We start from the raw sequence: 22611 nt of genomic DNA, 5'->3' as shown, positions 1-22611 counted from the left end.
TTATTGATAAAATTTTCTGAAATAAATATTTTTCTTTTATTTGGCTATGCTATACATGTGTATTTTCTTTGTTTAAATGCACTTTTCCTTTTTATAATCTGACGAAACTGGAGGAATATATATGGCAAAACTTAAGAAGAACCCTTCAAAGGCTGGAATTAGTGCAGCTAGTGTAACTGGAAACGCAGGTCCGCATAACCACGGTGTTGAAAAAGGACGCCAAGGTAATAACCAACAATATAAAAAGCATAATATGGGCGAAAAATAACGCTATATTTTTGGGCAGAGAACGTGGCATAATGATTAATGGCTGCTTTTTCTGCCCAATTTATTTGTAACAAATGAGGGAATTATAATGAAACGAACAATAGTTATGATTGTAATGATTGCCACACTATTTACAGGGATGATTTTCTTCTCTTATGCACAAAGGCAACAAGCTGTAAGAGCTGATCAACCTAATATTACTGGGCAATATGGAGTTACAATCGATGCAGACACAGGTGAAGTTTTGTATGGAAAACGCGAAGACGAACGCTCTTATCCGGCTAGTATAGCCAAAATGATGACAACCCTTCTTTTACTAGAGAATGTAAAAGAGGATGAAGAAATTACAGTTACAGAAAACGCAATTAAAACAGAAAGTCAAAGTAAGAAAATTAAACTTCGTGCTGGGGAAAAGTTAAAACGTGATGAGGCATTAAAACTGATGCTTATCATTAGTGCAGATCCAATAGCTGAATCCATCGCAGAACATATTGCAGGATCAAAAAATGAATTTGTGAAAATGATGAATGCTAGAGCGAAGGAACTCGGTACAAAGCATGCGACTTTCAAGAACGCAAGTGGTGCTGATGCACTTGGAAATAAAGTATCGCCATATGACATTGCTATTATTACGAAAGAAGCATTAAAGTATCCAGTTGTTTTAGAATATATGAATTCAACACGTACAACTCTACATACTTCAGAACGCTCTCCAAACATCGCAAACTACGGACGAGAAGAACTATATGACGATCCATATGCGATTGGAAGTAAAAGCGGTCTATCAGCACTTGGCAAATATACAGTCGTAACAGTGGATGAAAAAGACGGTAAACGCGTCATTAACGTCGTATTATCTTCTACTCGCGCGCAACTATATCCTGATACGAAGAAAATGGCACATTATGCATTTCAGCAATTAAAATAACCAAGGAGTATTTTCTCCTTGGTTATTTTTTAACCATACCTTTTAATACGAACGCAACGTTTGCTGGACGCTCTGCTAGACGGCGCATGAAATATCCATACCAATCGTTTCCATAAGGTACGTAAACACGCATTTTGTAACCTTCTTTTACTAGCTCAAGTTGACGCTCATTACGAATACCATATAACATTTGGAATTCAAATTGATCCCTTGGAATATTATGTTCTTCAGCAAGTTTTTTTGTATATTCAATAATCGCTTCGTCATGTGAAGCAATTGCAGTATAATTTCCATTTAATAAGTGCATTTTAATAATCTTTTTATAATTGTCATCTACATCTTTCTTGTCCGGGAACGCCACTTCTTCAGGTTCTTTATAAGCTCCTTTTACAAGACGTAAATTAGGTTTATAAGCATTTAAATCCTCAATATCTTTTTCTGTACGATATAGGTAAGCTTGAATAACAGTACCAATATTATCGTACTCAGATTTTAACTGTTTAAAGATATCAATTGTTTTACCACAGCGTGTATAATCTTCCATATCAATTGTAACGAACACACCATTTTCTTTTGCAGCTTCTAAAATACGGCGCATATTGTTCATTACGATTTCATCAGAGATATCTAATCCCATAGAAGTCATCTTTAAAGAAAGCTGCGAATCAAGACCTTCTCTTCCAATTGCACGGATCGCTTCAATCGATTGGTTAGCCATTTCATTTGCTTCCGCTTCATTATCAACGAATTCACCTAAATAATCGATTGTTACACAAAGACCTTGCTTGTTCAATTGTTTAATAGCTGCTGTCGCTAATTCAATTGTCTCCCCTGCGACAAAGCGACCAGCACCAAAGCGTAAACCGTACTTTTTAGCCAGTTTTGTTAGCGCTTTATTTTTAGATAAGAAAAGAAACGAATTTCGCATTAATTGTTCCATGTAATTCACCCCTATGACTGTAATTTATCTGTTTTTTACCCCTCTTCAAAATTATATCATTGTTTAAAATTATTGGATACAAATAATTATTTAGATAATTTATAAAATACTATAAAAACATTTAAAAACCTATATTTCTGCTTATAAATATACCTGAAATATTTTTCGACATTTAGAAAAATGGAGTTTAATAGGCATAAAATAGGCATGTCGAAAATATTCGACATGCCTATAAAATCCTTTATATTCCATGTAAATTATATAAGGATATTAATACAGAAAACTTGCGATTATATTTACCTCAAGTTTTTTTATTGCTCATTTCGCTTCTCTTCATTCAGCCTTTTAATATCTGTAATTAACTGTACCATCTCTTCTTTCGCATCTGGATAAGTTTCATTCCAATGCTTTACTAAAGCTGGCATCGTCTTAGCTATGTAAGAATACAGTGCCCACTTCTGTACCTGTTCTTTTCTCTCTTCATTGCTCTCTCCAAGTAACAGCTCAGTATATTTCTCCAGTAAACCATCAAACTGCTCGTTAAACTTTTCACTCATTTTATTTACCTCCTATATGAAAAAAGCAGCGAAGATCGCTGCTTTTTCTTATAATTTTGATCGAACAGAGTTTAATTTTTTCTCCATTGTGCTTACTTTATCACGACGATCATCAATACGAATAGTTGTTGCAACACGCTGTGCACCTTTCGTATATGGAACTTCATGCATTTGTTGTATTACTTCTAGAATGACAGGAAGATCTCCTTCAATAATTGTATTCATCGGTGTTAATTGATACTTCACGCGATCCGCATTTTTCTCTAGCACCTTTTGTACTTCTGCTACATATTCACTAACACTTGGATTACCTGTTCCTACTGGAATAATCGATACATCAACAATTGCCATAGTAGTCTTCCTCCTATAATCGTTTCTTATATATCCATTGTCTATTTTACCGAAATCCTCATCATTTTACTAATATGTTACTCTTCCACTTTAAACTGCTCGACTAATCTTTCTAAATCTCTCATATGTTCTGTCAAACTTTCCATCGTGTGAGCTACCTTTTCTAAATGATTCACCTGTGATTCCGTTGCAGCATGTACCTCTTCAGAAACAGCTGCACTTTCTTGACTCGTACCAGCAATTGTATGCATTACCGCTGTAATTTCCCCTTGCTCATAACCTATGTTATGTACCTCTTCTACAATTTTTTCAACTGAAGTACTAATCGTATTTACAACTGACATAATTGTACGGAACTCCATTTCCGCCTCTGTCGTCACTTTATTTTGCACATCTGCAATGTCTTTCAATTTACTTACAACTTCTACAACCCTTTTTACTTCTAATTGTACATCACCAATCATCATTGTAATTTCTCCGGTTGCCTCTTTTGATTGTTCCGCTAATTTCCGAACCTCTTCAGCAACAACCGCAAATCCCTTACCTTGCTCACCTGCACGGGCAGCTTCAATCGATGCATTTAAAGCAAGTAAATTTGTTTGATCCGAAATACCTTTTATAAGCTCAACAACATTTTGAATCGATCCAACTCTTTGTTCTAACTTATCCGATGCTTCTTCTGTATGAACAACAATCGAAGATGATTGTCCCCTCGTACGGATTAAATTCCTCATTGTATTTAATCCTTGCTTAGATGCCTCTTCCGCTTTGCCAGCCACACCTTTTATTTCACCAACGGAGCTATTCATTTGTTCCACTGACTCCGCCATATTCTCGAGCTGAGCTGAAACTTCATCCACACTATTCGCAAGAGTAGAAGCTCCTCCGCTCACATCATCCATCGCTCCTGAAACTTCTCTACTAGCCGCTACTGTTTCGTTCGTTAAATAATGTAAACTATTCGTTGATTGTTGCACCGTTGATACGCTGTTTTTAATTTTACTTACCATTTCATTCATTTGTTCAACCATATCATTAAAGTGCTTCGTCAACTCTCCAACTTCATCTTCACTTGTCACTTTCATTCGCAGCGTTAAATCGCCTTCTGCTACTTTTTGCACGTGATTCTTTAATAGTTGCAGTGGTCTTGCTAATCTTCTTGAGAACAAGTAGGAAGCTACAATTCCAACTAATAAACTAATACATGCCATTATAATAACTGTATTTCTCGTACTATTTAATAGCCCATCGATCGTTTCTTTCGGATAAAAGATTCCTATCGTCCATTTCATCGTATCAAATGATTGACTGTAAACAACTACATCTTCACCTTTTATTGTAGTGACCGCATATTTTGTTCCCTCTTTATTTAAGCTCTTTATAAGCGGCTCTTTAGAAACATCTTTCCCTATCTTTTCTGGATAAACAAGAGCCATATTTTTATCATTTATAATAAACATTTCTCCGTCATTATTGTATTGAATATTGTGAAGCAACTTCTGAATCGTCCCAAGCGATACATCCATCGCAACAACGCCTAATACAGATCCATCTTGAGCTGTAATTGCTTTAGAAACACCTACACTTAACTTTCCTGTTGCAATTTCATAAGAAGGTTGTCCCCAATGGACCTTTTTTACATCAGCCTCTGAATCTTTATACCATGGTCTTGTCGTTGGATCATATCCTTCTGGCACTTGCCCACCTTCAGCAAGATTGGCACTTAATGTTTTTTTATCTTTCGTACCAATATATAAATCTAAAATACCAGGATGATTCTTTTTATACTCCGCAAACTCTTTCGTTAAAAACGCTTCCTCTTCCGGAGTAACCCCACCTTGAAGCATATTACGAATCATCTCACTGTTCGCGTAATACCCCATATCTTCATCCGTTCTTTGAACAAATGTCGTAAGTTGCTCTGTCACAAGATCCATCGCATTTTGAGAATACTCGTCTAAGGAACGCACTTCCTTTTCTTTCTGTAATTGATACACAGCTGTACCCAATATTACAAACATCATAGAAATAAGTACTGAAAACACTACCGCAATTTTTAAACGTAAACTTCTTAACATCTTCCCCCCAGCATCCCCTTTGCATTAAATTAAAAAACTTATTAATCATTATATTAAGTATAATAGATAAAATTAAAAAATTGAAATTAATTCTCACCTTAATACAATTAGAAAAAGGACTACCACTTGTGCAAAAACAAATAGTTCATTATCCTTAAAATATAATCTCATTCGTTCGGAGGGAACTATGTTACAAAAATTCGGTTTCTCACAATATGAAAGCCAGGCTTATGAAGTTGTCGTATCAAGCAATGAACCATTAGATGCTACAACAATTGTGAAGCATTCAGGTGTTCCAAAAGCAAAAATATATGAAGTACTAGCACGCCTAATCGATAAAGGAATGGTAATGGATTCTGTTTCAGAAAAGAAAAAATTGTATACAGCATTACCACTAAAACTAGCAATTGAAAAATTAACGACAGAATTCCAATCAAATATTAAAGAACTGGAAACAAATATATCAAAAAAATCATTTACAGATGACCGTGTGTGGAGCTTAAAAATGCAATCTTCTATTCGAGTTCAAAGTAAAGAACTCATTGAAAGTGCACAAGAATCAATCCGTATTTCAGCTTGGAATGATACTCTTTTAGAATATCTCCCTTTACTAGAACAAAAAGCAAAACAAGGTGTTCAAATTGAATCCCTTATTGTTGGAGAAGTAGAAACAGACTTAGAAAACATGCATTTTCTAATCCCAGCTGAAGAACCTAATGCATTAGAGCGCTACTTGCTACTTATCGTTGACGATCGTGAAATTTTATTTGCTGGCGTAGAACAAGAGTCATGGCAAGCGATGAAAACAATGTCACAACCTTTCGTAAAGTTCTTTACAGAATTTTTCTATCACGACGTTGCACTTGCAAAGATCACCCAGAAGCACCACGATCTCTTTATGGAAGATGATGAAATTAAGAGTTTGTTGATGAAGTTGAGATACTAATTAAATAATAAAAAGGAGTCTAATTTTTCACTTAGACTCCTTTTCGTTTTGTTCCTTTATCTCCATCAACAGCTCAATGATTTTCTCATTTTGCTCCACTTGTTTCTCTGAATTTTGATAGATGCAACGAATCCAGCCTAATACAAAAACAGCTACAACTATCGGTAATAGTGTAAGTATTATACCGAATATCGAGAAATTAAACACCATTTTCCCATCACCTCGCTACATACCAATTCTCCATATTCTTACTAAAACCTGCGATTTTTTACAAATAAAAAAAGAACCTATCAAACGATAGATTCTTCTTTTACGAACTGAGTAGAGCGTCCTCTCGTAATCGAGAAAATCGCGCAAAGTAGTGCTAATATAATAAAGCCACCGCCTACCCAAGCATTATATATAACAGATGATTTTTCAATAACAACTCCGCCTACTGTTGAACCAAGTGCAATTCCTAAATGAAGCGCAGAGTTATTTAAACCTTGCTGAATACCAGCTGATTCCGGTGCAATTTCAATTAAATAATTTTGCTGTGCTGGTGAAATCGCCCAGCTCAGCATACTCCAAAGTCCCATCATAATGATGAAGAGCGGGAATGAGAATGTCATTAATGGCAGTATGAAGATTGCACATGCAAATACGATAATAATCGAGATAATACTTTTCTTCGATCCCCATTTATCAGCAAGCCATCCACCGAACCCGCCGCCAATTACTGCTGCGATTCCAAAAATAAAGTAAAACACACTTATCCAGTTTGCTTCAACATTCATAACATCTTTTAAAAATGGTGTTAAATATGCATACAATGTTAAATGCCCCGTTAAAAACAAAAATGATGTTAACTGTGCACTTACAATTTTTTTATCTTTTAAAGTAGCAAGTTGTTCTTTTATTGATAATACCGATGTCGGTGGTACCTTCGTTAAGAACAATGAAATACAAGCTATTGCCATAACTGTTAACACAGAAATTAATACAAATGGTGCACGCCATCCGTATGCATTTCCGAGTACAAGACCGAGCGGTACTCCAAGTACAAGTGATCCACTAATTCCCATAAAAATGATTCCAATTGCACGCGCACGAAAATGCGGTTCTACTACACTAGACGCAAGTGTTACAGATAGTGCAATAATTAATGAACCACTCGCCGCACAAATAACCCTTGAGAACATTAGCATTCCGTAATTCACACTAAATGCCGAAATAATATTTCCGATTAAGAAAATCGATAATGCTCCAACATACAATGTTTTTCTTTCAAACTTCCCTGTCATAGCTAATAAAACTGGACCTGACAAAGCAAATACTACCGAAAATATTGTTATAAGCTGACCAGCTGCGCTAATAGATACTCCTAAATCATTGGCAACTAAATCGAGCGTTCCTCCTATAATTAACTCAACCGTTCCGACTACGAAAGCCGCGATAGCTAAAATATAAACACGAAAATTCAAGTCTTTCCCCACGCTTTCTATTTTGGTTACTACGATTATAGTAACCAAAATAGAAAATGGACGCAAGTATAATTTTTTTACAGTAAAAAAGGTAGGCGTATTATACGCCTACCCTTCCATCATTCTGTTTCTTTCTTCTTATTTAAATACCAATACACCGGAAGTCCCGTAAAGACAATTCCAATGGATAAGAAACAACTTACCGGATCATTGATAATTGCACTACCAATTACAAAGAGCGAACCTAAAATCGCTACGATTGGTACGATTGGGAATAACGGCACACTATATGCACGCTCTTTATTCTTATTACGTTTTCTTAAAATGAAGACACCAATAAACGTCATTACATAGAAAATATAAATAATGAATACGGAAATCTCAGATAGCTTATTCGGATCACTAATAATCATTAAAATAATTCCTAAAATGATTTCAACAGTAATCGCATTTGCTGGTGTTTTAAATCTCGGACTTTCCTTTGCAATAAACTTAGAAAATGGAAGTTGTCCACGCTCTGCCATAGACATTGGGATACGTGGGAACGTTAAAATCTTTCCATTTAAACAGCCGAAAATGGAAACGATAATACCGATACTAATAATTTTTCCGCCATATTCTCCAAGTAACATACCCGCAGCTGTCGCTGTTGCATTTTCTCCAAGGTCTACAATTTTCGCTGCTGGTAATACATTTAATAACGCCAAGTTAATTAATACGTAAGCAGCCGTTACGATTAAAATCCCTACTGTCATTGCTTTCGGTAATAACTTTGTTGGATTCTTCATTTCTCCACCAATCGAAGCAAGTAAAATCCAGCCGTCATAAGCAAATAACGTTGCTAAAATTGCCATACCGATACTTTGATTTTCCGATATCGGCACAACTACGTTAAAGATATCACTATTCCCTTTCCAGAAACCTAGCACAACAATTAACACAATCGGAATCATCTTCCCAATTGTCGTGATTGTTTGAACGATACCTCCGTATTTTGTTCCCATACTATTTACAACGCCAAGGAACACAACTGTTCCAATTGCAATTGGTAAATTCCATACTTTATCTAAATAGAAAAAATTAATCATTAAAGAACTAAAGTATAAACCTAATGTTCCGATAATAGCAGGTCCATAAACAATTGTTTGCATCCAACCTGATAAATATCCCCAAAAACTTCCGTAAATCTCCTCTAAATACGTATACAACCCACCATTTTTCGGGATTTGCGCTCCAATTTCAGCTACTGTTAAACCACTCGCTAGCGTCAACAGACCACCAATTATCCAAGCAAGAATGGCCATATTAGAACTCCCCGAGTAATCTAATACGCTCCCTGGTTTCATAAACACACCAGATCCAATAATCGTTCCTACTACGATAGAAAGTGCTACTGTTAAACCAATTTTGTTCTTCTCATCATGATGCATGCTGCGTATCCTCCTTCCAATCCTAGTGTGATGCAAAAATGAAATAAAAAAACACTCCTCCCTAAAAAAGGGACGAGTGTTGTATTCGTGGTTCCACCCTTGTTTCAATTCGTAAAGTAACACACTTCACCAATTTCTCAAGTCTAAATAACGGTTTTTGCCGGCAAGCAATTACTAGATGCTCGTTCACTGCTGCAGTTCAGAGGTGGTAATCCATTTTTCCGTATTAGGAAGCTCACAGCCAAAGGCTTCCCTCTCTGAAAATCGTAAAAAATTGATCATGTCCTCATCATCACTTCTTGATGTCGAATTTTGTAGTTATTGTTCATTATATTGAATTGTTAGAAAAAATCAATATATTTTTTTATATAACATAGGAAATATTTCTCTTCTTATATTATAACAGAACATACAAAACTTCTCTAATTCCCTAAAAATGGTATAATCCATTTAGGAGGTGTACTAATAATGATTGCTGTCTTTTGTATCATTGCTACGTTTCTCTCTATTCTATTCGCTATCATGCATCGGCACAAGTATCCTGGTTATAGCATTTTAGCGGTAGCTATTATACCAGCTGTTTCCTTCTACGTATTGGGTAAATATCAATATACGGAAGTGTTTATCGGTTTTGCAATTTTCTACTGCATCTTCGGATACATACTAACAATGAAAAGAATTTTATTGAATCATTAAAAGGGACCGATTTCTGCTGACAGAAATCGGTCCTCGCACGTACCTTCCGGTTGCCCACACGAAAGATACATAAATCAATTATTTATCTTCTTTTTTCATAAAAAACTTATGGTGCGGTAAATCAACATTCAATGCCTCTAATTGTTTCTTTTCGTTGTCTAAAATCGCTTTTGCTTTTGTTTTTGTTGCTTCATCTAATCCAGCAAAGATGTCTTCATGCTTCTCTTTCTCTGGAAGTTTCACACCTAATTTTGTTAATTCTTCTTTTGCTTGCTCATGCGTTAATTTTCCGGATTTCTTTTGCTCTAAAATTGACTTCGCTTTCTCTTTTGTCTGTTCATCTAAGTTAGCAAACATGTCTCCATGTTTACCTTTCTCCGGCATTTTCACGCCTAGCTTTGTTAATTCCTCTTTTGCTTGCTCATGCGTTAATTTTCCAGATTTCTCTTGCTCTAAAATGGACTTCGCTTTTTCTTTCGCCTGTTCATCTAATCCCGCAAACATTTCTTTGTGCTTACCCTTTTCCGGGAACTTCACACCTAATTTTGTTAATTCTTCTTTTGCCTGTTCTCGTGTTAATTTACCAGACTTCTCTTGCTCTAAAATGGACTTCGCTTTTTCTTTCGCCTGTTCATCTAATCCTGCAAACATGTCTTTACGCTTCTCTTTCTCTGGAAGCTTTACACCTAGTTCCTCTAACTGTTTCTTTGTATCGTCCATAATTGTTTTTACTTTTTGTTTTGTAGCGTCATCCAAATCCTTTTTCGCCGTTTTTGCAGGCTGATCCACTGCTGGAGTATTCGTTGCCGCGAATGCCGGAATGCCGACTCCTCCAATGATTCCGAATGATAAAGCACCTGCAATCGCTAAATACCCAACTGTTTTCTTCTTCATAGGAAATTTCCTCCTTCATATTTCTAATGCATGTACACTTTCGTATACAATGCCTATAGTAATGTCGGTTTCTTAACATTTCCTTAACGATTTAACAAAAAAACACCGCTCGTAATGAGCGGTGTTTCTCTATGCTTTTTGTAATTGTAACTCTTCACGTTCCATTATTTTTCTTAATACAATTGTTTGTGTCATTGTAAATAAGTTACCTGTTATCCAGTACAACACAAGTCCTGATGGCGCCGCAAACCCCATAAATAGAATCATTGCCGGCATCATAATTTGCTGCATCTTTAGCATCTGTACTTGTTCTCCAGGTGTAATATTCGATTGGAAAACTTTCATCTGAATAAATGTCGTTAACGCTGCAATAATCGGTAATATATGATATGGATCTGCATGTCCTAGGTTCACCCATAAAAACGAAGATGTGCGAATCTCTTCAGTTCTGCTAATCGCATAATACAAAGCAGAGAAAATCGGCATTTGTATTAATAATGGCCAGCAACCAGCAAGTGGATTCCAACCGCCTGATTTCATTAGTTCTGACATTTCTTTTTGATACTGCTTTTGTTTTTCAAGGTCTTTGCTTACATCACCGTACTTTTTCTTTAGCTTCTGCAATTCAGGTTGCATTTTCTTCATTTTCGCTTGGCTGCGATATTGCGAAACAGCTAATGGAATCATTGCTGAACGAATAACGAGCGTCATAATAATGATAGCAATCCCAAAGCTAGCTCCAGGTATATGATGAGCAACAAATTGAATCATAAACGAGATTGGATATACAAAATAATGATCCCAAATTCCCGTACTATGTGCATCAATTGGGGCTGCATTACTGCAACCAGATAAAACAAAAACAAATAATAATGATAAACTAACGAGCACAGCTCGGTATGATTTTAACATGTTCATTCCTCCAATGTTTCGTAATTATTTAGCGAAACATTGGTGTATACGGACCGACCTCGTCATTCTCTTCACTTGATTCTTGTCTACGTACAGAACGAATCATTCCATATTTATAAAAAATAGAAAATAGCGGTACATTTCCTGCACTATCTTCACATGTATCAACTAACGTAAAAGCTCTTTGTCTACCGTTTGATGCTTGTTGACGCACAAAGCGAGAAACATTAGCAAGGAAGAAAACTTCTAATAAACAAAGTGCCGTCGTTACAAACGATATATATAGAATTGCATCCTGCAATAAAAATTCCATCGCTTCACATCCTTAATAAGGTCATTTTAGCACATCGGGCAAATATTCTCTATTTCCTTTTATTTTCAAAAAAAGTATTTTGCATATTTTCTCAAGAAAACAATAATTAAGAAACGTTGTATTCGCTTTCTTTAGCATATTCACACACATCAATGAATAGGCTTGATTTATTAGAAATTTATAAAATTTTTGCATTATAATAAAACTATTGCCAGTTTTTGAAAAAACCTTTATTCTCTTCTTGTAATCAAAAATGAATATGGAGATGAAACATACTATGGGTCAACTAGGAGACGCCGATTACGTTCCCGACACCGCCTTTTTATCCTTCCCAGCAGCTAAAACATTTCACTTAGAATTTATGATACAGTTGGTTGTTATTTTTATAGCTTCTATTTTGTATGCAATTTCTATGAATATGTTTTTTATCCCGCATAATATGATTAGCGGTGGATTCGCTGGTGTAGGGATGATTATCGGTTATTTAATGCACTACAATATCGGTGCACTTATCTTTTTACTAAACATTCCTCTTCTTATTTTAAGTCACTTTTACTTAGGCAAGAAGACAACCTTTTTAACAGCTTACTTTGTAGCTGTATCATCGTTAGCGATGAACATTATCCCGGTACACCAAGTTTCAGACGATATTTTACTTTCTTCTGTATTCGGTGGTGTCATCTGCGGAGCAGCTTCAGGAATTATATTCCGATTTGCTTCTTCAACAGGTGGTTTTGATGTTGTTGGATTGATTGTAGCGAAATATCGAGATGTTTCAATTGGAGCAATCATATTTGTATTCAACTTAATCTTACTTGTAGCAGCAGGTTTTATTTTCGGATGGGATATTACACTTTATACGTTAATTAGTCGATTTGTAGTCAGCAAAGTTATCGACGCTGTGCATACGAAACATATTAAATTAACGATAATGACTATTACAGAAAAAGGCGAGGAAATAAAAAGCGCACTACTACATCACGGCATACGCGGGGTGACAATGGTAGACGCTGTCGGCGGCTATACAAACCATAAGAAAAAAATGATTTACACTGTCGTGACTCGCTATGAGTTAGGCGAAATGAAACGTATTATCCGTCAAGTGGATAACAAAGCATTTATGAACATTACTGAAACAGTTGAAATTGTCGGCCGTTTCAAACGCATATAAAAAGGTTAATAAATTAAAGGGCATAACATATTAGTCATATATAATATGTTATGCCCTTTGTTATTCAACTAACGTACCTTTTAGCATAATAAAATCACTAAGTTTATTACTACAAATCGGAGGATAGCATTCCATATACAATACTATCTGTCCATTCATCTTTATTCCAAAAATCTTGTATGAAATGGGCTTCCTTTCTCATACCTATTCGTTCACACAATTTTTGTGAAGCTGTATTACGTGCATCAAGATTAGCCTGTATACGATGTACATTACATTCATTAAATAATTTCAATACCAAACTACTTACTGCTTCTGTCGCCAAACCTCTCCTAGCTACTTCATTTGAAAAACTATAACCAATCTCAACAGTGTCTTTCATATTTGTGTACCATACGGATAAATCACCAACTACTTTAGTTTTGTATATAACTGCCAAACTTAATATTGTTTCTTTAGTAAGTACATGATTTGCTAACTTCTTATTAAATCTTTTCTGCATGTCTTCATGAGTCCACTTATTATGTAATAGGAACTTACATGTATCATCACTATTATAAATAGCAAATACATCCTGTAAATCAGTACTCTTAAAAGGTCTAATTATTAATCTTTCTGTTGTGAACTCCAAGTTAGCTCTCCTCCCTTACATTCATGCTATAAAACATTTTTTATAGTATTTAAGCCTCATTCTTAGATCTCACCTTGATTACATATTTCATCATAATAAATTAAAATCCTTCTTCCACTAAACTGCACCGTTAATGGTATTTCCTTGCGCTTTTTATTTTTTACACTTATTACAAAATCAGATAATTCTATTATTATGTCCCTAAATGTGTTATAATGAAAGCAGACTCACAAAAAAAGAGTATATAGACTTGGAAGTTTCTCTTATTTTACAAGCAAAAAGAAACGAGCAGTCGGGTATATTTCAGACACCATACACGTAACGGTTTAAACAACCGATCATCTTAGTTACTCTTCAATGATCTTTTTATAAAAAGATACGTACAATTAAAACTCACTTCAATATACTATACCTACCTTTTTGACTTCCAAATCATCTTATTACATAAGGAGATGAACATATGAATCAATATATACGATATACAATAGCTGTCCTGTTTGCTATTATCGGCGGAACAATCTGCTTCTGGACAAACACTCAGCTTGGAGAGAATATCATCTTTAATGGAATCGAAACACTTGTAAGCGCTTCAATTTTAGGCGGATACATTTACTTCCTCTTCAATCCAGAAGAAAACGCTCAAAAAACAATGTTATTAACAATGATCGGAATCGTTGGTGGATGTATTTCCTACTCAATGACAAACTATACATTACCACTTCAATTAAGCTCAGCTTTCTTCCACGGTCTATGGACTTGGTTCATTGCATTCTGCTTAGCAGACGTATTCAACCTATTACAAGACAATGAAGAAGATAGCGGTCGCCAAATTGAAAGTAACTCTTAAGCTGGAAGATACTCTTCCAGCTTTTTTATGTTGGTTTGCATACCCCGCATCACGATAAAAAGAAGTTGCCCTCACGGCAACTTCTTTTCCATATACCCCACTTCGTATTCACTAAAATATATCAACGATTTTTCAAATATATCGATCGTTTCTCCACTTATATCAACGATTTTTTCATTATATCGACGCTTCGACACAAGATATCGATTTACCGACAACCTTCGACACTCAAAACGCACAACATACCCTATCCACCAAGCAATTTACTGCCGAACTCTACAATTAAAAAGATAATTAATAAGATCGCGAGTATCTTTAATGCTACATATGCCACTTTAAAAACAGCATAAATGAGCAAGACGATTAAAATAATCGTTAAAATTTCCATCTAGAATTCCTCCAACCTTTGCTCTTCTTATCTCATTTTACTCGTCCTAGGCTGTTTATGGAACGGCATAAGATGACATAGAAAAAAGAGGATACCTCACCCATCGTAAGATACCCTCTCTTTCAGCTGCTCAAACCATTCTCTTTCTACTTGTAAATATCCCATCTCACTCTTCTCGGCGCTCTTTAATTCTTGATCGGCTTTCTTCATATAAGTACGGGACGCTTCCATATTACCTTCTACATATCTAATAATTCCTTGTGTACGGTAATATCCACTTAGGTCCATTTTTGTAATAGCCTTTGCATGTTCCTTTGCTTCTTGCAAAGAAAGACTATCCATCTGATAAAGGGCTTTATATAAAAGGTACCAACTATGAAAACTACTAACGAAAAACTTATTTTCTTTCGTTACAGGTAGTTGAACAATTCGTTCTATATACGGTATCGCTCTTTCCATTCCCTCTTGATCTGCACGAGCAAAAAAGACGAGCATAAGTCTACTCATTATCTCTCTTATCCCTTTATTCTCTTTTATTTTCTCCTCACTCAATTCTACTAACCTTTCATCCCAATCTTTCGGTCTTTTATAACTAAATAACTCACTCGATATTTGAATCTCATATAAGTGATTTCTAGCTCTTTCATCATCTTTAATTAAAATAAGAAATTGCATCCCATCACTCATAAGCATTCCTTTTATCGGCACAATTGTAACCGCAAAGATTGCAAAATGGAAAAAGGAAAAATATAAAAGATATTGATAATAACTCACCATATATATGTAACCGGAAGTAATACCAAATAGTAAACTCGTAATCGGTCCACCTAAAGTGAGCCACGCCCACTTTTTCGAAAGATTCGGTGTCTCTATAGAAGGTGGTACTAGTGTTGCAACGCCTCCAAAGTACGCCCACAATTTATTTTCTCGAATGCGTAATTTTCCCTTTTCTTTTTGAATAGTAATGGGTCCTACTGTCATAAATTTAAATGTCAAACCACCTATTACACCAAATACTACATGTCCTAGCTCATGAATGGCTAACACTAACAATGAAATTCCAACTATTGCCCATAAGTTCAAAATTACTTCTAATTTCCCAGTTCGGATTACTCCGTATAAAATGGACAGAATTAGCGCCACTGTCATTGAGCCAGCTGGCCTTCTTAAAATATCCACCTTTTTCTCCCCTTAATAAATCATTTTTCTTTGCATTTCGTACATGAACTTCCCGAGATGCAATATCCAAATAAATGAGATTAAGCCAATTAATACAAAATCGATATCACTAGCAGCTGTATATATAACGGCAGCCCACCATACATATGCCAATATTGTATTCGTAAATTCATACGCTTTATATCCAGCCTCATGCACAATATGCTTTAATCCTTCATCTGCGTTTTTCGTCCACATTTTCATAGATTCCATATACGTTACACCTTGTTCAGGATATAGCTTATTATAACGATTTTTTGTTATAAGTCCGATAATTACTACAGTAGTTAAACAAACAATAGAAGCTACTAAATTCCACACCGCAAATGAAACATTTGTATCCTGCAACAGTGCACGTCTACATGTAATAACTGCATATACAAACCATGCCTGCGTAACTATATCGCCTACACGTAAATATATACTTATAATGCCTAATTTTCTGCCTTGTACGCTCTCTTCTTCATCGCGTGCCTCTGCTAACATACGTGTATTCTTCCAAGTATAGTACATCATTAAGATTCCAAAAATAGTACATATACCTATAAATGTATTGGATGATAATTTTCTCGGTTCATCCGAGAGTAAATTTAAAGCTATATAAGACGTTAAAAAGCCACCCATCATACTTAATGCTATTTTCCCCACAGAATCAAATTGTTTTTTCCGTTTACTCTTCATCGTCCTCTTCCCCCTCTACTAACGTAAATATTTCCTCCACCGGTACATTGAAAATTTGTGCGATTTTTAACGACAATACGATAGATGGTGCATAATCCCCGCGCTCAATTAAACTAATCGTTTGCCGTGATGATCCAATCGCTTTCCCTAAATCCCCTTGTGATAAACGATGCTTTGCTCGCAATTCCCTCACTCGATTTTGAAGCTTCATGTCTTCCCTCTTTTTCATTTATTTAAATAAAATTGTAAATAATATCCTTATCTTTGTCAATTATAATTGTCATTACGACTATAATAATTGACAAGATACTTATTTCTTATCCTGTATCAAATTCCTATAAAGAATGTAAAATGCGCATTAAACATAGTCTTGAAAATAAAAAAGTCAGTGCTTTTGCACTGACTTCCTAAATTCTGACATAGAATGGATTTCATATTAACTTGCGTTTTGTAGTAATACTCGTTTTAACTGCTTACGGAAACGAATACCTAACGTAACCGCTACAATCACAATAACTCCAAAAATGATTTTACCGATATGACCTTCTAGCACTCCAAAGATATCATGTAAGTTTCCACCTAACCAGTAACCACCGATTAAGAAGAATGATACCCAAAATAGAGCACCTGAATAAATTGTAATGGCAAAACGACGAAATGGTAAATTAATAATTCCTGCAAAGTATCCTGTGAAATGACGTACACCAGGAATAAAGAAACCAATAAAAATCAGGAAGTACCCATACTTATCAAACCACATTCTCGTTAAGTCGATTTTTCTTTGCGTTAAAAATACGTATTTCCCATACTTTTGAATGAAAGGCATACCTAATTTATTTCCTAAAAAGTATTGAATCGTCATTCCTACACTTGTCCCAATAAAGGATAGAATAATTAAAATCGGTAAACTTAAATCACCCTTATGTGCTAAAAATCCCGCATATGCTAACGTTGGCTCTCCCGGAAACGGAAGTGCAATATATTCTAACAGCAAGCCGACAAGTACAACATAGTACCCGTATTGCTGAAATAATTCATGAATCCATTCCATGTCATCTCTCCTTTCAATCACGTACAACTTCTTACTATTATTGTATAAAAAAATTGTCGAAATAACTATCACAATAGCTTACATTTTTATTACATTTTTGTAAGGGTCACACTAGTGATTTTCGTTCTTTATTAAATAGTAAAAATCATTTTTCAAGTCGAAATAGCGAAAAGGCGCATTAATAACATGCAGATTTTATCCATTTTTTAGCACTAAAAACCTCTCTTATTTTGTTCTCAATAAAAAACCATCACAAACTCATACTAACTTCATATTAGCTTCATATATGTATTGTAAGATTATATCGGAATTTGTTGAAAAATTTAACCAATATATGACTAAGCATTAATTTGAATAAATATAAGTCGTTTTTCGAAATTGAAAAAAGGGTGAATACGAAATGGAAGCATATAAAATGCACGATTTTATTAATACAAATGTTGAATCTCATCAAAATGAAACCGTTTTTAATTTACAAATATGTGAAACAAGTGAATTTGACGTAAGTTTAACAAAATCTACAACACTATCTTTTATCGTTTCAAAAAAGAATATTAAAATTGTCACGAAAAAATGGATTAATTCAAATCAAGAAAGCATGATTGGCAAAAGCTACATCATTCCAACAAAAGCTTTTCATTATTTCTTACCAATCATCTCTGAAAATGAAGATGAGCTAAATATTCAAGTTCAAAGTTTTGGACTACGTGGTGAGCTTTTATTAAATGAAAGATTACTTATTGATAACAACAACAACAAACACAACAGCAAAATCACTACATTCTTTGAAACATTAGATGAAAATGTAAATAAAGCATTACGAGGATTACAACTTCATTGTATGTAAGACTCTTACGATAGTAAAAGGAGAATAACAATGAAAAAATTATTATTAAGTGCACTATTATCATTAGGATTTTTAACTCTTCCATTCGCTAGCGCAGAGGCAGCTACAACGAAAGATCAATTAATCGTAGACACTCAGTTAAATAAAATGGATTATTATCAGGATGGAAAATTTATAAAAAGTTTTACTGTCGCTACTGGAAAAGCTGCAACACCTACACCTAAAGGCACTTTTCAAATCGTAAATAAAATTAAAAATCGCCCTTATTATACAGGCAAAATTAAAGGCGGCGATCCACGTAATCCACTTGGTGACCGTTGGCTCGGATTAAATATGGCAGGAACTTACGGAACAACTTATGCGATTCACGGAACTAACAATAATCAAGCAATCGGCAAATGGACAACACTTGGTTGTATTCGTATGTATAACAATGATATACACTGGTTATTTGAGCGCGTTCAGCAGCAAGCTACTGTCACTGTAAAATAGCCTAAAAACAAGATTTATGTGTAGCCAAGAATTTTATGTCTTGGCTTATTTTATTTATTCATTTACAGTAGCAAAACAACTGTATTTACATATATAATAGGAATAGATTTGATTAGCTAATATTTAAACATTGATAAACGTAGATATTAAAATTATACAGTTATAATGTTTTATAAATTTTATAATACATACTATAATAGAACTACTGTAATTCTGAACTATTCAGTAACACTAAACTATTCCCCTTGCTACCTTCATGATTATTTTATAGCGGGGGCTTATTATATGTATAAACAATCTGAGACACTCGAAAAATGATGAATTCGAATATTGCAGTAAAAAGCGTTATTTAGGAGGTGTTACTATGACGCATATACTGGTGATTGAAGACAACCCAGATATACAAGAACTTATTCGTGAATTTCTAATGGCACAAAACTTTACAGTTGATGTAGTTGGTGCTGGAACAGAAGGTATTCTTCTTTTCCAAAAGAATTCATACGATCTTGTCCTCCTCGATGTAATGTTACCAGATATAGATGGCTATAGTATTTGTAAAATTATGCGAGGACAATCTGATGTACCAATCATTATGTTAACAGGCTTACATAATGAAGAAAGTGAAATTAAAGGATTTGAGTTAGGTATTGATGACTATATTACGAAACCGTTCCATTATACTGTATTTATTAAGCGTGTAGAGGCTGTATTAAGAAGGGCAGCAACGAAGGAAGCAGAAGCTGCAACTATACTACAATTCCATGAATTGATGTTAAACTCTACAGCATATGCAGCTTATGTTCATGGTAATCAAATTGAATTGACAACAAAAGAATTTGAAATTATTTATACTTTACTGCAAAATCGAGGAAAAGTATTATCAAGAAGTGATTTGTTGAATAAGGTATGGGGCTATGAACATTATGGTGATGTAAGAGTTATAGATACACATATTAAAAACTTAAGAAAAAAATTAGGAATTCCTTATATTAAAACGGTGAAAGGCATTGGCTACAAAATCGAATCGTAGCAAAGACAACATCACCAAAAATATTTTCATCAAAACCTTATTATTTTGTATTCTTTTATCACTTTGTCTTTATCAAATTATTTACTTTCTAGCTTCAAACTACGATAAAGAACGTTTTGCGAAAGAAAATGGAACGCCGACTACAGAACAGGCGAATTCAGATAAGCAAAACGACGGAAGTAAAACGAAGCAAAATAAAGCTGTGTCAGAGGGGAGCATTTCTAATTTCCAATCTTCTATTATAGATTATAAATCTCTTTCTACAGCTATCAATCACCTTTTGCAGCCTAGCCAAACTGTAAAGGCAAAAGAACATACACAAAATCTTTCGGGGAAAAATAGCACTTCTAATCCGCCTACAGAAGCAGAAAAGAAAGCCGCTAATAATGATGCCTTACATACACAAAATGTAGCAAGTAAAACAAATGATACAAATGATAATCCAAAGTTAGCAGATGCGTTGCAGCAATTAGCTCCACATATTGGCGCGACAATGCTTGCATTATCACTACTCGGATCTTTAATTTATACAAAACTAATTGCCAAACCTTTTCAATATATGAGCGATGCTTTAAAAGATATTATGAATCTTGATTTCTCAGATAAAAAGCTACTTAACAAAAATACAGATCAAACAGATTTTAATTTGCAAGTAGCTGCTTCACAAGTACCAAATATTGTGAAGAATTTACATGCAAGCAATCAAGATTTAAGAAACGAGCTCAAGAAGGAACAACAATTAGAACAATCTCGTAAAGAATTTATGTCTATGGTATCCCATGAATTAAAAACACCAATCGCAGCCGTTATGGGACAACTAGATGGCATGATTCACGGAATTGGAGCTTATAAAGATAGAGATAAGTATTTGAAACGTTCCTACGAGATGATGCAAGACATTAACATATTAACGGAAAAAATGTCGGAATTATCCAAAATACAAAACCCTCAATTTAAACCTAATTTAGAAGTCATTTCTTTATCTAATATTATTGAGGATGTTATGAAGAAAGTAGATTACTTTGTATCTGTAAAACAATTAAATGTACAATCTAATATTAAACACGACGTACAAATTTTAGCTGATCCTAAATTTATTCAAACTGCTATTTTTAACATTATTTCAAATGCAATTCATTATACAATTGACCATCAGCACGTATATATAAAGCTTTATGAAAAACCAAATGGTTACGCATTAGAAGTATTAAATACAGGTTCACAAATTGATGAAGATAAACTTGCTCATTTATTTGAGCCTTTCTATCGCGCAAACCCTGATAAACACGGTTTAGTACAAGGTAGTGGTCTTGGATTATATATCGTGAAACAAATATTAGATAAACATCAGTTTCCTTACGGGATACAAAACACGCCTCAAGGTGTAAAATGTTCTATTGTATTCCCAAAAGCAATGTAAAAACCTACTACAATTTCATACCCCAAATTCATACTTCGTATGAGTGGCGGAATTTTGTAGAGTATATGACTCTGTTTCGTTCGCCCGTTATCCTTATTTGGATAGCGGGCGTTTTTTATTATTTAAAAGGAGGATTTTCATGGAGAAATTTAAGTATTCATTACTCGTTTTATTCGGAGCTTGTAGCTACGGCGTACTTTCAACTATCTTCAAACTCGGATTCATTGATGGATTTTCAGCACATCAACTATTAGGAGGACAATATGTTTTCGGATGGATTGGACTATTTCTACTCGTTCTTTTCTTTTCACGTCATAAAGTAACAAAAAAACAATTCTTTTCATTACTAACCGTCGGAACAACAATGAGTATGACCGGGATTTTCTACGCTATTTCTGTAGAAGAACTACCCGCATCTATCGCTGTCGTCCTACTCTTTCAGTTCACTTGGATTGGTGTCATTATCGAAGCAATTGCAAATCGAACATTTCCAAGCCGCGATAAGATTATATCTATCCTTATTTTATTTGCTGGTACATTGTTTGCAGGTGGTGTATTTGAAGGCCTCGGACAAAGTTTTTCTACGAAAGGGATTATCTTTGGACTATTAGCTGCTGTCTCTTTTTCATTCTATGTTTTTGCAAGTGGGCGCGTCGCTACGGATGTTCCGCCTTATACGAAAAGCTTCCTTATGACAACAAGCGCTACTCTTATCGTATGCCTATTCTTTCCGCCAACCTTTTTAACAGACGGTGCTTTGCAAGCCGGTCTATGGAAATATGCTTTCTTCCTCGGATTATTCGGCGTTGTTGTACCTGTCATTTGTTTTTCAATCGGTGTACCAAAGGTTGGAACAGGGCTTGGTACAATATTAGGTGCAGCTGAATTACCAACTGCTATTATTGCTTCTATTACACTTGTACATGAAGTCGTAACGTTCATGCAGTGGATTGGAATTATTTTCATATTGGTTGGGATCTTCACTCCTCAGCTGCTTACGGCTAGGAAAGAAAGAAAACACAATCGCGTGCATAGCGCTTGAAAAAATACAGAATTTATA

The 22611-nt window shown here is 34.8% G+C and carries 27 protein-coding genes and 1 other annotated feature; of the genes, 11 read left to right on the top strand and 16 right to left on the bottom strand.

Annotated features, from left to right (window positions below):
• Positions 1-121 precede the first annotated feature (121 nt).
• Together ACTFSL_RS28815 and ACTFSL_RS28810 are read left to right on the top strand one after the other, a co-directional pair.
• A complete protein-coding gene (locus ACTFSL_RS28815; protein ID WP_001096344.1) occupies positions 122-268 on the top strand; it encodes a YuzL family protein in 147 nt (48 codons plus the stop codon).
• An 87-nt stretch (positions 269-355) separates the two neighbouring features.
• Positions 356-1195, top strand: a complete 840-nt coding sequence (locus tag ACTFSL_RS28810; protein WP_000831462.1) for a D-alanyl-D-alanine carboxypeptidase family protein — start codon at positions 356-358, stop codon at positions 1193-1195.
• Positions 1196-1217: 22 nt separating this feature from the next.
• On the opposite strand, the gene ACTFSL_RS28805 is transcribed toward ACTFSL_RS28810, so the two are convergent.
• The 4 genes from ACTFSL_RS28805 to ACTFSL_RS28790 form a co-directional block, all read right to left on the bottom strand.
• Positions 1218-2135 (bottom strand): proline dehydrogenase family protein, encoded by a 918-nt coding sequence (locus ACTFSL_RS28805; protein ID WP_078439544.1) that lies wholly within the window; start codon positions 2133-2135, stop codon positions 1218-1220.
• A gap of 311 nt (positions 2136-2446) precedes the next feature.
• Positions 2447-2692, bottom strand: a complete 246-nt coding sequence (locus tag ACTFSL_RS28800; RefSeq protein ID WP_001290594.1) for a YusU family protein — start codon at positions 2690-2692, stop codon at positions 2447-2449.
• 48 nt (positions 2693-2740) lie between these two features.
• Positions 2741-3043, bottom strand: coding sequence for an MTH1187 family thiamine-binding protein (locus ACTFSL_RS28795; protein WP_001018860.1), 303 nt, complete (start codon positions 3041-3043; stop codon positions 2741-2743).
• A 77-nt stretch (positions 3044-3120) separates the two neighbouring features.
• Positions 3121-5121: a methyl-accepting chemotaxis protein gene (locus tag ACTFSL_RS28790; RefSeq protein ID WP_065224356.1), complete on the bottom strand. Its 2001-nt coding sequence runs from the start codon at positions 5119-5121 to the stop codon at positions 3121-3123.
• A gap of 187 nt (positions 5122-5308) precedes the next feature.
• Here ACTFSL_RS28790 and ACTFSL_RS28785 point away from each other — a divergent pair, with 187 nt between their 5' ends.
• On the top strand, positions 5309-6067 hold the full coding sequence (locus ACTFSL_RS28785) for a TrmB family transcriptional regulator (protein ID WP_016125651.1): 759 nt from the start codon (positions 5309-5311) through the stop codon (positions 6065-6067).
• 27 nt (positions 6068-6094) lie between these two features.
• Here the strand turns inward: ACTFSL_RS28785 and ACTFSL_RS28780 are convergent, their stop codons facing one another.
• The 3 genes from ACTFSL_RS28780 to ACTFSL_RS28770 form a co-directional block, all read right to left on the bottom strand.
• Positions 6095-6277, bottom strand: a complete 183-nt coding sequence (locus ACTFSL_RS28780; RefSeq protein WP_098583817.1) for a hypothetical protein — start codon at positions 6275-6277, stop codon at positions 6095-6097.
• A gap of 80 nt (positions 6278-6357) precedes the next feature.
• Positions 6358-7542 carry an MFS transporter gene (locus ACTFSL_RS28775; RefSeq protein WP_440042810.1) on the bottom strand — a complete coding sequence of 395 codons (1185 nt, stop codon included), beginning with the start codon at positions 7540-7542 and terminating at the stop codon, positions 6358-6360.
• 107 nt (positions 7543-7649) lie between these two features.
• The gene (locus ACTFSL_RS28770) at positions 7650-8960 is read right to left on the bottom strand and encodes an APC family permease (protein WP_098536332.1); all 1311 of its coding nucleotides are present in this window, start codon (positions 8958-8960) and stop codon (positions 7650-7652) included.
• Between the two features lie 65 nt (positions 8961-9025).
• Positions 9026-9262, bottom strand: a binding site (T-box leader).
• Positions 9263-9428: 166 nt separating this feature from the next.
• On the opposite strand from ACTFSL_RS28770, the gene ACTFSL_RS28765 reads away from it, so the two are divergent.
• The gene (locus ACTFSL_RS28765; protein ID WP_000562231.1) at positions 9429-9656 is read left to right on the top strand and encodes a hypothetical protein; all 228 of its coding nucleotides are present in this window, start codon (positions 9429-9431) and stop codon (positions 9654-9656) included.
• 78 nt (positions 9657-9734) lie between these two features.
• Here the strand turns inward: ACTFSL_RS28765 and ACTFSL_RS28760 are convergent, their stop codons facing one another.
• From ACTFSL_RS28760 to ACTFSL_RS28750, 3 genes are all read right to left on the bottom strand, one after another.
• A complete protein-coding gene (locus ACTFSL_RS28760) occupies positions 9735-10550 on the bottom strand; it encodes a hypothetical protein (RefSeq protein ID WP_000730850.1) in 816 nt (271 codons plus the stop codon).
• 129 nt (positions 10551-10679) lie between these two features.
• Entirely contained in the window at positions 10680-11462 is a 783-nt protein-coding gene (gene yidC / locus ACTFSL_RS28755) for a membrane protein insertase YidC (RefSeq protein WP_000920524.1), read from the bottom strand.
• Between the two features lie 28 nt (positions 11463-11490).
• Positions 11491-11775: a hypothetical protein gene (locus ACTFSL_RS28750; RefSeq protein WP_440042809.1), complete on the bottom strand. Its 285-nt coding sequence runs from the start codon at positions 11773-11775 to the stop codon at positions 11491-11493.
• A gap of 277 nt (positions 11776-12052) precedes the next feature.
• Between ACTFSL_RS28750 and ACTFSL_RS28745 the strand changes: the two genes are divergently transcribed.
• The gene (locus ACTFSL_RS28745; protein ID WP_000530044.1) at positions 12053-12946 is read left to right on the top strand and encodes a YitT family protein; all 894 of its coding nucleotides are present in this window, start codon (positions 12053-12055) and stop codon (positions 12944-12946) included.
• Positions 12947-13055: 109 nt separating this feature from the next.
• Here the strand turns inward: ACTFSL_RS28745 and ACTFSL_RS28740 are convergent, their stop codons facing one another.
• Entirely contained in the window at positions 13056-13577 is a 522-nt protein-coding gene (locus ACTFSL_RS28740; protein ID WP_430530600.1) for a GNAT family N-acetyltransferase, read from the bottom strand.
• Positions 13578-14037: 460 nt separating this feature from the next.
• Between ACTFSL_RS28740 and ACTFSL_RS28735 the strand changes: the two genes are divergently transcribed.
• Positions 14038-14424 (top strand): DUF3938 domain-containing protein, encoded by a 387-nt coding sequence (locus ACTFSL_RS28735; protein ID WP_001077773.1) that lies wholly within the window; start codon positions 14038-14040, stop codon positions 14422-14424.
• A 247-nt stretch (positions 14425-14671) separates the two neighbouring features.
• Here the strand turns inward: ACTFSL_RS28735 and ACTFSL_RS28730 are convergent, their stop codons facing one another.
• The 5 genes from ACTFSL_RS28730 to ACTFSL_RS28710 form a co-directional block, all read right to left on the bottom strand.
• The gene (locus ACTFSL_RS28730; RefSeq protein WP_000404782.1) at positions 14672-14812 is read right to left on the bottom strand and encodes a DUF3985 family protein; all 141 of its coding nucleotides are present in this window, start codon (positions 14810-14812) and stop codon (positions 14672-14674) included.
• A gap of 96 nt (positions 14813-14908) precedes the next feature.
• Positions 14909-15961 carry a hypothetical protein gene (locus ACTFSL_RS28725; RefSeq protein WP_002182986.1) on the bottom strand — a complete coding sequence of 351 codons (1053 nt, stop codon included), beginning with the start codon at positions 15959-15961 and terminating at the stop codon, positions 14909-14911.
• A 42-nt stretch (positions 15962-16003) separates the two neighbouring features.
• Positions 16004-16711: a DUF3169 family protein gene (locus ACTFSL_RS28720; RefSeq protein ID WP_000837717.1), complete on the bottom strand. Its 708-nt coding sequence runs from the start codon at positions 16709-16711 to the stop codon at positions 16004-16006.
• Entirely contained in the window at positions 16701-16922 is a 222-nt protein-coding gene (locus tag ACTFSL_RS28715; protein WP_000776168.1) for a helix-turn-helix transcriptional regulator, read from the bottom strand. The genes ACTFSL_RS28720 and ACTFSL_RS28715 overlap by 11 nt, the downstream gene beginning before the upstream one ends.
• Before the next feature lie 225 nt (positions 16923-17147).
• Positions 17148-17762: a DedA family protein gene (locus tag ACTFSL_RS28710; RefSeq protein WP_000454754.1), complete on the bottom strand. Its 615-nt coding sequence runs from the start codon at positions 17760-17762 to the stop codon at positions 17148-17150.
• A 400-nt stretch (positions 17763-18162) separates the two neighbouring features.
• Between ACTFSL_RS28710 and ACTFSL_RS28705 the strand changes: the two genes are divergently transcribed.
• The 5 genes from ACTFSL_RS28705 to ACTFSL_RS28685 all read left to right on the top strand — a co-directional run bounded on the left by ACTFSL_RS28705 (position 18163) and on the right by ACTFSL_RS28685 (position 22593).
• On the top strand, positions 18163-18609 hold the full coding sequence (locus ACTFSL_RS28705; RefSeq protein WP_213744769.1) for a DUF3978 family protein: 447 nt from the start codon (positions 18163-18165) through the stop codon (positions 18607-18609).
• A gap of 30 nt (positions 18610-18639) precedes the next feature.
• On the top strand, positions 18640-19101 hold the full coding sequence (locus tag ACTFSL_RS28700; RefSeq protein ID WP_000735058.1) for a L,D-transpeptidase: 462 nt from the start codon (positions 18640-18642) through the stop codon (positions 19099-19101).
• 364 nt (positions 19102-19465) lie between these two features.
• Complete coding sequence (locus ACTFSL_RS28695) at positions 19466-20131, top strand: response regulator transcription factor (protein WP_000148833.1); 666 nt, start codon at positions 19466-19468, stop codon at positions 20129-20131.
• Positions 20109-21551 carry a sensor histidine kinase gene (locus ACTFSL_RS28690; RefSeq protein WP_440042807.1) on the top strand — a complete coding sequence of 481 codons (1443 nt, stop codon included), beginning with the start codon at positions 20109-20111 and terminating at the stop codon, positions 21549-21551. Before ACTFSL_RS28695 ends, ACTFSL_RS28690 begins: the two co-directional genes overlap by 23 nt.
• Before the next feature lie 139 nt (positions 21552-21690).
• A complete protein-coding gene (locus ACTFSL_RS28685; protein WP_440042805.1) occupies positions 21691-22593 on the top strand; it encodes an EamA family transporter in 903 nt (300 codons plus the stop codon).
• The last annotated feature ends 18 nt before the right edge of the window (positions 22594-22611 follow it).

It is taken from the genome of Bacillus cereus group sp. MYBK108-1, from assembly GCF_051917185.1.
Classification (GTDB): Bacteria; Bacillota; Bacilli; order Bacillales; family Bacillaceae_G; genus Bacillus_A; species Bacillus_A cereus.
This window is presented reverse-complemented; position numbering and strand designations above follow the sequence as displayed.